Below are 14,032 nucleotides of genomic sequence, written 5' to 3'. Positions count from 1 at the left end.
TGTTGATCAGCAAGCAGAAGTTGTCAACCAGGCCGTGCCACAACACTGCACCCGAGCCATCGGGTGACGCGTAGTCACCGGGCGATGCGTACGGGACGGCCACCGGACGCCCGGGACCGCTCAGGTGGCGAGCAGGGCCTTCGCCAGGGGACCCTCGCCCGAGAGTTCGATCCGGCCCGCCCGCACGCCCTCGCCCACCGTCAGCTCGCCCCTGCTCACCGCCACACAGGTCTGCGCGTCCAGCGCGAGGCGCACCTCCGGGTCGTCCGGCGCGGGGCCGTCTCCGTATGTCTCGGCGCCGCCGTCGAGGCGTACGTGGAAGCGGCCCTCGCCGAGGCCGACCTCCACCGTTCCCTCGGCGCCGGTCCGCGCCAGGGCGCGCAGCAGCGGGAGCGCGAACCAGTGGGCCCGGACCGCGTCCGTGGGCCTGCGCTCCTCCAGGCCGTGCACGCCCCAGGCGGCCAGGGCTTCCAGGACCGGCAGCAACTGGCGCCCCTTGGGAGTCAGTTCGTAGACGTACGCCGCCGCGGGCGGGGACAGCCGGCGGCGGGTGGTGAGGCCCTGCTGCTCCATGTCCTTCAGGCGCGAGGCCAGCACGTCCGTGCTGACGCCCGGCAGGTCGGCGTGCAGGTCGGTGTAGCGGCGGGGGCCGACCAGCAGCTCCCTGACGACCAGGAGCGTCCAGCGGTCGCCCACGGCGTCCAGGGCCCGGGCCGCCGCGCAGTACTGGTCGTAGCTTCGGCGAGGTGACATGTGACGCAGTCTAGACAGGTTGTTGGACTTTCCAAGCGGCGACTTGGTAAAACCAAGTAACACACGTCATGGGAGGCGCATCGCATGGAGTTCCGGCAGTCGAGCAAGCTCAGCGAGGTCTGTTACGAGATCCGGGGCCCCGTCATCGAGCACGCCAACGCCCTGGAGGAGGCGGGCCACAGCGTGCTGCGCCTCAACACCGGCAACCCCGCGCTCTTCGGCTTCGAGGCGCCCGAGGAGATCGTCCAGGACATGATCCGGATGCTTCCGCAGGCGCACGGCTACACGGACTCGCGCGGCGTCCTGTCCGCCCGCCGCGCCGTCGCCCAGCGCTATCAGGCGCTCGGCCTCGACGAGGTCTCGGTGGACGACGTCTTCCTCGGCAACGGCGTGTCCGAGCTGGTCACGATGGCGGTCCAGGCGCTCCTGGAGGACGGCGACGAAATCCTCATCCCCGCGCCCGACTTCCCGCTGTGGACCGCGGTGACGACCCTCTCCGGAGGCAAGGCCGTCCACTACGTCTGCGACGAGTCGGCGGACTGGTACCCCGACCTCGACGACATGGCCTCGAAGATCACTGACAGGACCAGGGCCGTCGTGATCATCAACCCCAACAACCCCACGGGCGCGGTCTATCCGAAGGAGGTCCTGGAGGGCATCCTCGATCTCGCGCGGCGGCACGGCCTGATGGTCTTCGCCGACGAGATCTACGACCAGATCCTGTACGACGACGCCGTGCACCACAGCGTGGCCGCCCTCGCCCCGGATCTCGTGGTCCTCACCTTCTGCGGCCTTTCGAAGACGTACCGCGTGGCGGGTTTCCGCTCGGGCTGGCTGGTCGTCACCGGCCCGCGGCAGCACGCGCGCGACTACCTGGAGGGGCTGACGATGCTCGCCTCCATGCGCCTGTGCGCCAACGCGCCCGCGCAGTTCGCCATCCAGGCCGCGCTCGGCGGCCGCCAGTCGATCCGTGAGCTGACCGCGCCCGGCGGGCGGTTGCACGAACAGCGGGACCGGGCCTGGGAGAAGCTGAACGAGATCCCCGGTGTCTCCTGCGTCAAGCCGAAGGGCGCGCTGTACGCCTTCCCGCGCCTGGACCCGAAGGTCCATCCGATCCACGACGACGAGAAGTTCGTGCTGGACCTCCTGCTCCAGGAGAAGATCCAGGTGGTCCAGGGCACCGGCTTCAACTGGCCCCGCCCCGACCACTTCCGCATCCTCACCCTCCCCCACGCCGACGACCTCGACGCGGCGATCAGCCGCATCGGCCGCTTCCTGAGCGGCTACCGCCAGGACCGCTGACACTCCGGGGGCGTGGTTTGACCTTGACACGGTGACAAGGCCTTCACTGCGTCGAGGAGGTGGTCCCGATGACCCTGCCGATCCAGGCCGCGGACACGAATACGAATACGAATACGGACACAGATACAGACACGGAGACGGATACAGATACGACGCGGGCCCTTCAGGGGCTGGACGACAGCCGCTCGTCGGTACGGCTGCGGGCGGCGATGGCGGTCGGCACGGCCCCCGACCCGCGGTGCGTCGACAAGCTCATCGAACGCTGCGCGAGCGAGCCGGACTTCTCCGTGCGGGAAATGCTCACCTGGGCGCTCACCCGCCACCCGGCGGACGCGACACTCCCGGGACTGCTCGACGAACTCCGCGCGGAGGGCACGCAGGCACGGAGCCAGGCGCTGCACACGCTCTCCAAGATCGGGGCCCGGCGGGCGTGGCCCGCGATCACGCCGGAGCTGCTGTCCGACGCCGACGACGAGGTGGCGCGGACTGCTTGGCGGGCGGCGGTCGCGCTCGTACCCGAGGAGGAGAGGTCCGCGCTGGCCCACGCGCTGTCGGGGCAGCTCGGGCGCGGCGGGCGCGAGACGCGGCTGAGCCTCAGCCGGGCGCTGATCGCGCTCGGTGAGGTGATCGTACCGGCGCTGGACGCCGCGATGAGCGACGCCGACCCCGAGGTGCGCGCGCACGCGATCGCGACGGAACGGCTGTTGCGCGACCCGGAGGCCGGGTTCGAGTCCGCGGTCGAGGAGGCGAAGCGCGTCGTGGCGCTCGGTGGGCAGGGCCCGGCAGAATGACACCCGCGGTGGCGGGTGACGGGCGGCGAGGAGCGACAGGCAGTGCTGATCGGTGATGTGGCCCGCCTGTCCGGGGTCAGCGCCCGCATGCTCAGGCATTACGAGGCGCTCGGGCTGGTGTGCCCGTCGGACCGCACCCACGGCGGTTATCGGGAGTACTCCGAGGACGACATCCGGCGGATCTTCCACATCGAGAGCCTGCGTTCGCTGGGGCTTTCGCTGCGGGATGTCGGGCGGGCCCTCGACGATCCCGGCTTCGCGCCCTCGGCGCTCGTCGACGACCTGATCCGGCGGACGCGGGAACGCATCGCGCGGGAGACGGAGCTGCTCACCCGGCTCCGCCGGATCGACGCTTCGGAGCCCGCCGGGTGGGAGGGCGTCCTCCAGATCGTCGCGCTGCTCCAGGGGCTCGGGTCGCAGAGCGCGGCTCGGCGTCAGCGCGCGGCCCTCTCCTCGGCCGAGGAGGTTCCGGTGCCGGTGGAGGCGCTGGTCGAGGCGGCGCTGAGCGAGTCGGACACGAACGTCGCCGGGGCCCTGCGGTGGGCTCTCGCGCAGTCCGGCGACAGCGGGGCGGCGCTGCTGGCGAAGGGCCTCGGCTCGCCCGACGCCGAGGTGCGCGAGCGTGCCGTGCGGTCCCTCGCCGAGATGCCGGAGGAGGAGGCGGCCGCGCCGCTGCGGGACGCCCTCGCGCACCCCGATGTCATGGTCCGCGGATACGCGGCTCTGGCGCTCGGGGCACGCGGCGTGGCCGAGGCGGTCCCGACGCTCATCGACATGGTCGTCGAGGAGAGGAACGACGTGGACGCGGCCGACGCCCTGGGCGTGCTGGCCGCTCGCCCGGCCCTGGCGGAGGAGATCGCCTGCGGGTTCACCGTCCGCCTCGCCCGCGGCGGCCTCGGCCCGGCCGCGCGCCGCCGGGTGGCGCAGGCGCTCGCGGACATCCCGGGCACCACGGCGTCGCGGACCCTGGCGGATCTGGCGGGGGACGAGGACCGCGGCGTCGCGGTCACCGCGGCCTACGTTCTCGGGATACGGGACGACGGCCGGCCCCCCGTACGAATGTGATCTTGGCGCCAAGTCGGGCGTACCATCGCCGGGTTGTTGTCACGAGAGGAAGTTCTGCCATGCCCACCAAGTCCCTTCGGATACCCACCCCCGACGGCGAGGCGGACGCCTTCGCCGCCTTCCCCGACGGAGCCGGGCGGCACCCGGGCGTGCTGCTGTACCCGGACGCCTTCAACATCCGGCCCGTGGTGGAGGAGCTGGCCCGGGAACTTGCCGGGCACGGCTACTACGTACTCGTTCCGAACCTCTACTACCGCCACGGCCGCGCGCCGGTGGTCGAGCTGCCCGGACACATCCGCGAGGAGGACCGGTCGAAGGTCTTCGCGCTGCTCATGCCCCTGGTCGAGGCGCACACCACCGAGCGCGTCCTGCGCGACGCCGACGCCTACCTCGACTTCCTCGCCGCGCAGCCCGAGGTGGGCGACGGGCCCGTCGGCGTGATCGGCTACTGCCTGGGCGCCGCGCTGGCGATGCGCACCGCCGCGGCGCACCCCGGCCGGGTGGCCGCCGTCGCGGGCTTCCACCCCGGGTTCCTGGTCACCGACGCGCCCGACAGCCCGCACCGCCTCCTCTCCCGGCTCACCGCCGAGGTCCACCTCGGCCTGGCCGTGGGGGACTTGACGCCCGAGGCCATCGGCGAGCTGGAGCGGGCGCTGGACGCCGCGGGCGTCGGGCACACCATCGAGGTCTATCCGGACAGCGTCCACGGCTTCACCATGGCCGACACCGACGCGTTCAGCGCCGCCGCGCTCCAGCGCCACTGGGACCGGCTGCTCCCGCTGCTCGGCCGCACCGTTTTGGGGGATCCGCGCCAAGATCAATAGTATCCGGCGATGATCACAAGACAACGGCCGGCGGCCTGGGTCATCGCCCTGCTCGCCGCCCTGACCGCCGGGCTCGTCACAGCGGGCCCCGCAGCCGCCGATGACGACGACGAACCGGCCCGGCCCTCCCCCAAGGTCGAGCTGGTCCTCGACGTCAGCGGTTCCATGCGGGCCCGCGACATCGACGGCAAGTCCCGTATGGCCGCCGCCAAGCAGGCGTTCAACGAGGTCCTGGACGCCACCCCGGACGAGGTCGCCCTCGGCATCCGCACCCTCGGCGCCAACTACCGGGGCGACGACCGCAAGACGGGCTGCAAGGACACCGAGCTGCTCTACCCCGTGGAGCGGCTCGACAAGGCGGGCCGCACCGACGCGAAGACGGCCGTGGCGACGCTCGCGCCGACCGGCTGGACCCCGATCGGCCCGACGCTGCTCAAGGCCGCCGACGACCTGACGGACGACACCGCCGGGCGCAGCCGCCGCATCGTGCTGATATCCGACGGCGAGGACACCTGTCAGCCGCTCGACCCGTGCGTCGTGGCCCGGGAGATCTCCGCCAAGGGGATCCACCTCACCATCGACACGCTCGGCCTGGTGCCGGACGCCAAGACCCGCGACCAGCTGAGCTGCATCGCGGAGGCCACCGGCGGGACGTACACCTCGATCCGGCACACGGACGAACTTGCGGGTCGCGTCAAGCAGTTGGTGGACCGTGCCGCCGATCCGGTGGTCACCCCGGTGGAGGCGAAGGGCGCCGACCGGTGCACGGACGCGCCCCGGCTGAAGTCCGGTCTCTACACCGACCGCGAGGAGTTCGGCGAGCACCGCTGGTACCGCGTGGACGTGCCCGAGGGCAAGGAGCTGCGGGCCTCCGTGAGCGTGTCGGCCGACCGTGCCGTGCACCAGGACTACGGCGTGCTGCTGCGGGCCGAGACGCCGGGCGGTCGCGAGATCGTACGCGGCCAGGAGTCCGGCGACGGTCGCACCGACGTGATCTCCACGGGGCTTCGCTATCCGAGGCCGGAGGCCGACGACGCCGACGAGGACGACAAGTACGGCGCCACCGAGACGGTCTGTCTGCGCGTCAGCAACTCCTTCTCCGCGCCCGCGTCGGTGAAGAAGACGCCGGGTATGCCGGTCGAGCTGGCCGTCGACCTGGTCGACTCCCCCGACGAGGCCTCGGACGTCGCCTCCTTCGGGCTCGGCCACGGCTGGTGGCTGCTCGGGCTGCTCGTCCTCGTGGGCTTCGTCGCCGGTCTGGTCTGGGGCTGGCTCTCGCGCTGGCGTTTCGCGGTCTGGAGGACCAACTGATGCGTACGACACGTGTATGGGGACGGGCGGCCGTGCTGGCCGCCACCGCCCTGCTGGCCTTCCCCGGGGTCGCCGCCGCCGATGAGGGCAAGGACGGCGAGGCGCCGTCCGAGGCGGGCACCTCCTTCCGTACCGCCACCGCGATCCGCCCCGACCAGGACGCCTCCGCGGAGGCGTCCACGGGCGACTACCTGTACTGGGCGTTCCCCGTGGACGCCGGGCAGCGGGCCACCGTGCACGCCACGGTGAAGCTCCCGGAGGCCGCCGCGCGGCACGCCGCGTCCACCTGGCAGGTCGATGTGTACGACGGTCTGCGGCGCCGCCAGGCCTGCCGGCTCGGCACGCCGAGGAGGACGGCGGCTCAGGACGCCGGCGCGGTCTCGCTGTCCTGCACGCTGCGTACCGTCAGGGCGTGGTCGGAGCAGTGGGCGAACGACCCGCTGCCGGGCACGTACTACCTGCGGCTCACCGTCACCGGTCTGAAGGCCGACGACCTCGGTCTGCCGGTGCGGGCCGAGGTGAGGGTCACCACGACCGACGCGGGCGGCGCGCAGGCCGTCGACGGCGCGCTGGCGGAGCCGTTGGTGCCGGGCGCGGGCTCGGACCGGCGGACACCGGCCGCCGCGACCGAGCCCGAGGACGGCTGGGCCTCGGGCCGGTGGTCCTCGCGCTGGCTGTGGACGGCGGGCGGCGGCGTCCTCGCGGCGCTCGCGGGCGTCGGCGGATACGCCCTGACCCGCGGCTCGGGCCGCCCCGCGCGGGTGCCCCAGGGCCTGTAGGCGCGCCCGCCCCGCGGGTGGTCCGCGGGGCGTGGCAGTCTCCTCGGTGGCCGGACCGGCCGGTCCGGCCACCGACGGAAGAACAGGATGGGCGCGACCATGGGCGATCTTCTCCTCGTCCGGCACGGCGAGACGTCGTGGGCCCTGACCGGGCAGCACACCAGCTGGACGGACATCCCCCTCACGGACCACGGCAGGGAGCAGGCCCGCTCGCTCGCCCCGCTGGTCGGCGGGTTCCGGATCGGCGCGGCGTTCACGAGCCCGCTGCGGCGCTCGCGGGAGACGGCGGAGCTGGCCGGGTTCCCGGACGCGTACGTCGACCCGGATCTGAGCGAGTGGGACTACGGCGCGTACGAGGGCGTGACGACCGTGGAGATCCACCGCTCCCGGCCCGGCTGGTACCTCTTCACCGACGGTGTCGCCCCCGGCCCGCCCGAGCATCCCGGCGAGAGCCCGGAGCAGGTGGGCGAGCGTGCCGACCGGATGCTGGCCAAGGTGGACGCGGCGCTCGCCAACAACGAGGGCAGCGTGGTCCTCTTCGCCCACAGTCACTTCCTGCGCGTCCTCACGGCCCGGCGGCTCGGCCTGCCCGCGTCGGGCGGTTCGATGTTCCTCCTGGCCACGGGCACGATCAGCCGTCTGAGCACGGAACACGGACGCCCGGTGGTGGCGAGCTGGAACCTGCGGCCGTAGGGATGTCAGAGGCACAGGGCACTATCGGAAGCAGTCGACACAGGCCGACGCGAAAAGCGGACAGCGGATGCGGACAGCGGAAAGGGGTGCGGGTGCGGTGAAGCCACCCACGGCCGCCCAGCGACGGATCATCGAGGCCGCGGACCCGGAGACCGGCCGCCTGTCCGGCACGCCGGCCCAGCTGACGGGCCTGGTGCGGGCGCGCCTGGCCTTCCGCCATCCCCGGCCGCCGCACGCGTATTTCCTGTCACCCGCGGGCCATCGCGTGCGGGACGAGGAGGTTCGGCGGCCCGCGCCGGATCCGGCCGGGCCGGTCCCCGGCTCCGGGGTCTTCGCCGCCCGCACCGGCACGGAGGCGTCGGTGGCCGGGAGCGAGGGCGCCGCTCGCGCGCGGGAGGTCCGCGACGCCTGGGAGGGCCTGATGGAGTTGCGCCGGATGACGAATGCCGACGGCGCCCGCGCCCGCCCCTGCGCGTGGGAGCGTACGCATCTCGTGCAGGCGGCGGCCCTGGCCCTGGAGGCGGCGGGCCTGCCTCCCGCGCGGCCGGACCGGGAGGGGTACGAGGTGCGGGGCACGCCGCAGCCCGAGGCGGTCGCCGTGCGGGAGCCGTCACCGGACGGGCTGCGGGCCTGCGCGGCGGCGCTGGAGCGGGCGGGCTGGCAGGTCGGCGAGCACGCGGGGCCGCGCGGCGGGGCCCGCTATCTGCTGGCCTCGCCTAGAAGGACGTGAGCCGCCGCAACGTGAGCCGCCGCCCGGGGCCCGGCCGGAATGTGCTGTCCCGTGCGGTGGTTGAAGGCGTGAAGACTCGAAGATCATTGAGGGGAACACCGTGGCAGAGCCGTTTGCCGTGCGCATCGAAGTCCGTGGATACGAGACGGACTCGCAGGGGCACCTCAACCAAGCCGTCTATCTCCAGTACGCCGAGCACGCCCGCTGGTCGCTGCTGCGGGCGGCCGGAATCGCGCAGGCCGACCTCCTCGACAAGGGCGTCGGCCCCGTCGCCCTGGAGAACACCATCCGCTACCGCAGCGAGCTGCGCGCGGGCGACGAGACCACGGTGAGCTGCGCGTTCGTGTGGGGTGAGCGCAAGACGTTCCGCATGGAGCAGACCATCACCAAGGCGGACGGCACGGTCGCCGCGACGGTCTCCTCCCTCGGCGGGCTGCTCGACCTCAAGGAGCGGCGGATGGTGGAGGATCCGCGCGCATACTTCAGAACGCTCGCGGCGGACCCGGCGCTGCTCGGTCTGTGACCGTCGGCCCTTACTTCGTCATCAGGTTGAACCTCATCTGCGCCTGACCGGGGACGAGGTCGGGGCCCGTCGCGTTGCCCGACTTGGCCTGGAAGTGCTGGCCGAGGTATTCGCCCACGTACTGCGCCACGGCGGGCTCTATCTTGGTGCCGAACGCGCTGGACTGGTATGCCTCTTTGGGCAGTTTCGACGGGTCGATGTGGCCGATGTTGTCGTTGCGCCAGACCAGGTCCTGGTTGCCGCCCGCCAGGTAGATCTCCATGCCGAGGTTTCCATGGCCGTCGTACGACACGACGGCGACGCAGGACTTGTCCGGGTGTTGGGCGGCCCACTCCGTCAGCGTCTTGTTCCGGCCCTCCTCGATCGAGTTCGCGGTCTTGATCTCACCCGTGACGACACGCGGCACCGTCAGCTGACTGTTGTTCTCGGGGCCCTGGGGGCCTTTGCCGCCCCACTTGGGCGGCTCGGGGTGGTAGGCGCCCGAGCGCGGCTCGTAGGTCGTCGGCGGCCGGGGCTCGTACCGCCGTTGCTCGGGCGCGGGCTTCACGATGCCGTCGGACGCGGAACCGGGCCTGGCACCGGCGAGTCCGCCCGCGATCCCCTTGACGACCGCGTCCCTGACGGCCTGTTCCCCGGCGGCCTTAACCGCGTCGATCTTGCTCTCGGGGCCGACGCGGCCTTCGGTGACGAACCGGTCCGGCTGGTAGGGGTGCGGGGTCGGGACGTTGTCGATGACGACGGGCTCCTTGGTGTCCATCGTGATCGGGCGGAGCGTGCCGTTGTTCACCAGCTCGCGCTCGACGTCCCGGGGGGACACCTTGCTGGGGTCGATCGGGCCCCGGCCCAGCCCCACGACGAGATCGGCGTAGCTCTTGCCCGTCCGCTTCTCCAGCTCCTTGCGGACATCCGTGTCGGTCCGCCCGTCCGCCCCCTTCTTCTCGGGCTTCTCGGGCTGCTTCTGCTCGGGCTGCTTCTGCTCCGGGGGCTTCTGTTCGGGAGGCTTCTGTTCGGGAGGCTTCTGCGCGGCGGGATCGCCCGGCTTCGTGACCCTCGGGTCCTCGGTCTGTACGGGCGCCGCTTCCGTGCGGCCGGGAGAGGACGTGGCGTTCGGGCCGCTCATGCCGCCCGGGGCCGCGTTCTCCGAGCCCTTGTTCTCCGTGTACTTCACGTAGGCCACGGCATCGGACGCCATGTCCTCCTTGCGCAACTCCAGGGTGCGAGGCGGCTTCTCGGCGAGGCGGTCCTCGTTGCGGTACTCCAAGGTGCGGAACGAGGGGGAGGCCTCGGGCAGCCTATCCCGGGGCGTACCTGTGTCCCGGAGCGTGCCCGTGTCCCGGGGCGTGCCCAGGTCTGGCCGGTCCTGCCTGACCGAGGAGTCCGGGCCGTCCCGCGCGCCCTCGGCCGGGGATTTCGGCTGTTCGGTGCGTTCGGTCTGTTCGTTGTCGCGCTCGGACATGACGTCATCCGGTCTGTCAGTGACGAAGAGTACGGTCGATGTAGTCCGCGACGAGGTCCCGCTCCTCCGCGGACGCCCGCGCCAGCGGACGGGACGTCAAGTCGCTCGCGCCGCGCCCGTAGTGCTCCGCGGCCGACTCCGAGCCGGGCTCCCGTCTCTCCGGTCCCAGCTCCGTGCCGCCCTCCCCCTTCTTCCCGGCACGGCCGCCGTCCTGCGCGAAGCCGGGGAAGCCGAGTTTCAGGTCGAGGTCGACGCCCTCGCCGAGCTTGGCGGAGCCCGAGCCGCTCAGCAGCATTCCCGTGCCCGGCAGCATCTTCCCGATGGACGCGTCCGCCTTCGGGGTACCCACCGCGATGCCGTCCGCGCCCGCGAGGCCGCCGGGCAGCTTTCCGGGCTCGCTGCCCATTTTGGCCCAACCGTCGTAGTCGCCCACCGACGCGCGCAGCGCCGCGGCGGCGATGTCCGATCCCGGCAGGCCCGTCCGTTCCATGGCCTGGGCGGCCAGTTCCGCCGCCTCCCTGCTGAACTTGTCGTACTCGGCCTGTCCCTTGGCGCGGGATTCCTCCGCCGCGCGGTCGTTGTCGGCGCGCACCTTGTCGAGCAGCGGCGGTCCCATCACCAGCCCGCCTCTCCGAGGACGTGGGCCAGTATGCGGCGGGCCGTGCGGGGCGGCTTGCGTTCGTCGTCGGCGAGCATCTGCTGCTCGAAGCAGAGGCAGGCCCGTCGTGCGGCGGTGTCGAGCGCGGTCCTGGCCTCCTCCGGCATGTCGTCGGTGGGGAATTCGACCAGTTCGTAGGCCGCGTCCTGGCAGATCTCCCAGGTCCGGCGCCGCCGCCTGTCCTCCGAGGCCGCGTCGTCGCGGTCCGCGTCCCGCCACGGGGACTGGTAGCGGCGGGACGCCACCAGGTCGGCCACCGCCGAGCGGTACAGGCACAGCGGCGGATCCTGCGAGCAGACCAGGTGGCAGACGGGATAGGGCTCGAACTGGCGGGCGTGCAGGCGCCGTGCCGTCTGCTGGAGCGCTTCGACGAGCGCCGCCGTGTCGCGGGCCCCATCGCGGGTCGTGTCGCGGGCCATGCCGAGGCCGCCGGAGTCGGCATGCCCGGTGCCCTCGGCCTGCCCGGTGCCGTCGGCCTTGTCCGCCTGGTCGAGAAGTACCGCGCGCAGCCGGTCGCGCAGCTCGGCGGTGTCGGCGTAGGACCACCCGCGCTGGCTGCCGCGCCGGGTGGTGAGCCACTCCGCGCCGTGGCCCGCGAAGGCGCGCAGCAGGTCGGCTGTCGGTACGGACGCGGGGCGGCGGGCGCGCAGCGCGGTGCCGAGGTCGTCCCGGAGCCGGTCCGGCGCCCCCGCCTCGTCGACGGCGGAGGTGAGGAGCCGGGACAGGACGCGCTGGACGTACACGTCGCCGGTGAGTTCGCGGGCCGCCGCGCAGGCCTCGGGGGTGGCACAGGTCTCGGCGCAGAACGGCTGCGGCAGGAAGAGGTCCGTGAAGGCTCCCGCCTCCCGCCAGCGCCGCATGTGCTCCTGTACCTGGGCGTCGCTGGGCGGGCGGGGCGAGAGCGGGTCCTTCACGGGCGGCACGCGGACCAGCAGGGGCGCGTCGTCTCCGCCGCTGAACACGACGGCTTCGCCCACGCCCAGGGTGACCAGCGCTCGGGCCTGGGCCTCGTCCATGGCCATCGCCGCGGCGAGCGCGGCACGGTCGTCCCCGGCGATGACACGATGGGTGATCTTGAGATTGCTGTTCTTGATCACGTCGGGTGCCAGCCGCACCGGCACCTGGTCGGCGATGATCACGCCTTGCCCATAGGCGCGGATCTCGGAGAGCAGGTTGGAGAAGGTCTCCACGGCCTGCCCCTTGGGGTTCGCCGTCTCCTCCGAGGACGAGGACTGGACGTTCTCCAGCAGCCGGTGGGCCTCCTCCACCACGAGCAGGTGGACGAGTTCGCGCGACTGCCCCTGCGCGCGGCGGTGTTCGACCAGGCGGATCAGGAGCAGGCCGGTGAAGAACGCCTTGTCGCCCTCGTCGCCCAGGGCGTCCAGCTCGACGACGGTGGGGGTGCCGAACAGCTGGGCCGCCGGAAGCGAGCGCGACACGTCGAGCATGGCTCCCTTGGCGCCGCGCCGCAGGGATTCGAGGCGGGTGAGCAGGGCGGCGCGCATGTCCCCGGCGATCCGGTCCTCGTAGCCGAGGGCGGGGATGACCTCGGCGACCTTCGCGATCAGGTCGGAGAGCGTGGGGAAGGCGTCCGCGGTCACGCCCCCGGCGCCGTCGAGCCGGGAGTTGAGGTTGGTCCGCAGGTCCCAGCCGCGGTCGGCGTACACCTCGTGCAGACAGCGCTCCAGGATCTGCGGCAGGGGGGTCCACATGCCGAACGCGGCCGTGAAGACGGCGCGGAGCAGGTCGAGGTGTTCGCTGACGGTCGTGCCCTCCGGTGCCTCGAAGGGGTTGAGGACGAACGGCGCGACGGTCGCCTTGCCCGCGGTGAACACCTGGAGGTTCTGTCCCAGGGCGGGGTGTTCGATCAGGGCGCGGTATTCGGTCTTGGCCGGTTCGATCACGAGGAACGGCACGCGGTTCGCGGCCGCCTCGATCAACAGGCCCATGATCGTGTTGGTCTTGCCCGAACCGGTCGTGCCGGGGATGAACACGTGCCGGCTGAGGGAGCGCAGCGGCACGCGGTACGTGGTGCCGGTCGCCCGGTGGTGGTGGAGCACGTCGCCGACGACGAGGTGGTGCTCGTCACCGCTCACGGGTGGCGCGACGACGTCGAAGCGGGCCAGCGGGCTGACGGAGAAGCCCAGGGTCTCCAGCTGGGGCAGGTGCACGTACGCGGCGAGCTGGGCCGAACTCAGCACGGTCTGCGCGGCGTACGGGTGCTGGTACAGGTTCGGGCCCGGCTGCTCGGCGTCGGCGGGCAGCGCCCAGCCGCCGCCCAGACCGGGCACGGCGGGATGCGGGAGGGTGCGCACCGGCTCGGGGACCGACCTCGCGCCGGAGAAGACGGCACGCCAGGCGCTGGCGAGGGCGGTCACGTCCTCGGGGCGCTCGCCGAAGAGGTAGACGGCCGTACGCCAGCCGCCGCGCGCGTGCGCGTCGGCGAGGGCTTCCAGGCGTGCCTGGAGCAGTTCCACGTAGTGCGTGGCCAGCGGGCTGCTCACGCCCTTGGCCTCGACCGCGGAGGACACCACGCGCATTTCGTTGAGGACGCGGTTGCGGTCGGCGCCGAGCGCGTCGGCCCCGACCGGGGCGGCGAGGACGAGTGCGGCCCAGCGCGTTCCGCTCATGGACCGGACGAGGCGGTCCACCGGCAGGGCGCCGTCCCGGGTGTCGACGACGGCGGGGCTGGGGACTCCGAGGGCGAGCGCGCCGTAGCCGAGCCGGGGCACGCCGACACCGGCCGCCGTGATGCCCACGGCCGGGTAGCAGCCGTCGAGGATGCCGAGCAGCATCCGCTGCCGGGCGTCCAGGCCCGCCTCGTCCATGCCGTCCTCGGCCCAGGTGCCCAGGCGGACGGAGATCCCCTGCCCGCTGCCGTCGAGGAGGAAGGCCAGGGGCGTGCCCGCTCCGGCTAGGCCCACGAGCAGGGGCAGGGTCGCCGGTTCGAAGCCCGGGTCGTCGGACGGCTTGCCGCTGCCGGGCGGGGGCTGGGCCTGGGCGGTCACCGGCTGTCCGACGCCGGTCACCCGCACCGCCCGGCGCGCCGCCATGGGGACCACGGCCTCCGCGCCTGCCTGCCAGAGCGGACGGATCCTGGTGCGTTGCAGGTAGTCGACCGCTGCCGTGGTCACCGGGTCGCTCATG

Annotated in this window: 13 protein-coding genes; 9 read left to right on the top strand and 4 right to left on the bottom strand. The window is 72.7% G+C overall.

The features are described from left to right. Window positions 1–120 precede the first annotated feature (120 nt). Complete coding sequence (locus tag IG54_RS0106035; protein ID WP_030778212.1) at window positions 121–753, bottom strand: winged helix-turn-helix transcriptional regulator; 633 nt, start codon at window positions 751–753, stop codon at window positions 121–123. Between the two features lie 84 nt (window positions 754–837). Here IG54_RS0106035 and IG54_RS0106030 point away from each other — a divergent pair, with 84 nt between their 5' ends. The 9 genes from IG54_RS0106030 (at window position 838) to IG54_RS0105990 (ending at window position 8,771) form a co-directional block, all read left to right on the top strand. Further along, the gene (locus tag IG54_RS0106030; RefSeq protein ID WP_030778209.1) at window positions 838–2,055 is read left to right on the top strand and encodes a pyridoxal phosphate-dependent aminotransferase; all 1,218 of its coding nucleotides are present in this window, start codon (window positions 838–840) and stop codon (window positions 2,053–2,055) included. A gap of 68 nt (window positions 2,056–2,123) precedes the next feature. Beyond that, a complete protein-coding gene (locus IG54_RS0106025; protein WP_078593744.1) occupies window positions 2,124–2,846 on the top strand; it encodes a HEAT repeat domain-containing protein in 723 nt (240 codons plus the stop codon). Window positions 2,847–2,888: 42 nt separating this feature from the next. Then, entirely contained in the window at window positions 2,889–3,911 is a 1,023-nt protein-coding gene (locus IG54_RS0106020; RefSeq protein WP_030778205.1) for a HEAT repeat domain-containing protein, read from the top strand. Window positions 3,912–3,970: 59 nt separating this feature from the next. Next, the gene (locus IG54_RS0106015; RefSeq protein ID WP_030778202.1) at window positions 3,971–4,735 is read left to right on the top strand and encodes a dienelactone hydrolase family protein; all 765 of its coding nucleotides are present in this window, start codon (window positions 3,971–3,973) and stop codon (window positions 4,733–4,735) included. A gap of 9 nt (window positions 4,736–4,744) precedes the next feature. Then, window positions 4,745–6,046, top strand: a complete 1,302-nt coding sequence (locus IG54_RS0106010; protein ID WP_030778200.1) for a VWA domain-containing protein — start codon at window positions 4,745–4,747, stop codon at window positions 6,044–6,046. After that, window positions 6,046–6,825: a hypothetical protein gene (locus IG54_RS0106005; RefSeq protein WP_030778197.1), complete on the top strand. Its 780-nt coding sequence runs from the start codon at window positions 6,046–6,048 to the stop codon at window positions 6,823–6,825. Before IG54_RS0106010 ends, IG54_RS0106005 begins: the two co-directional genes overlap by 1 nt. 99 nt (window positions 6,826–6,924) lie before the next feature. Further along, window positions 6,925–7,518 (top strand): histidine phosphatase family protein, encoded by a 594-nt coding sequence (locus IG54_RS0106000; RefSeq protein ID WP_030778194.1) that lies wholly within the window; start codon window positions 6,925–6,927, stop codon window positions 7,516–7,518. A 67-nt stretch (window positions 7,519–7,585) separates the two neighbouring features. Beyond that, entirely contained in the window at window positions 7,586–8,248 is a 663-nt protein-coding gene (locus tag IG54_RS0105995; protein WP_030778192.1) for a hypothetical protein, read from the top strand. Between the two features lie 100 nt (window positions 8,249–8,348). After that, window positions 8,349–8,771: an acyl-CoA thioesterase gene (locus IG54_RS0105990; protein ID WP_030778188.1), complete on the top strand. Its 423-nt coding sequence runs from the start codon at window positions 8,349–8,351 to the stop codon at window positions 8,769–8,771. Window positions 8,772–8,781: 10 nt separating this feature from the next. Here IG54_RS0105990 and IG54_RS0105985 read toward each other — a convergent pair whose 3' ends face one another. The 3 genes from IG54_RS0105985 to IG54_RS0105975 are packed head-to-tail and all read right to left on the bottom strand — an operon-like array spanning window position 8,782 to window position 14,031. Further along, the gene (locus IG54_RS0105985) at window positions 8,782–10,227 is read right to left on the bottom strand and encodes a hypothetical protein (protein ID WP_030778187.1); all 1,446 of its coding nucleotides are present in this window, start codon (window positions 10,225–10,227) and stop codon (window positions 8,782–8,784) included. Between the two features lie 16 nt (window positions 10,228–10,243). Beyond that, window positions 10,244–10,843, bottom strand: a complete 600-nt coding sequence (locus IG54_RS0105980; RefSeq protein WP_030778185.1) for a hypothetical protein — start codon at window positions 10,841–10,843, stop codon at window positions 10,244–10,246. Further along, entirely contained in the window at window positions 10,843–14,031 is a 3,189-nt protein-coding gene (locus IG54_RS0105975; protein ID WP_030778184.1) for an ATP-binding protein, read from the bottom strand. Before IG54_RS0105975 ends, IG54_RS0105980 begins: the two co-directional genes overlap by 1 nt. Window position 14,032 lies beyond the last annotated feature (1 nt).

Source organism: Streptomyces sp. NRRL S-920 (assembly GCF_000717945.1).
GTDB classification, from domain to species: domain Bacteria; phylum Actinomycetota; class Actinomycetes; order Streptomycetales; family Streptomycetaceae; genus Streptomyces; species Streptomyces alboniger.
This window is presented reverse-complemented; position numbering and strand designations above follow the sequence as displayed.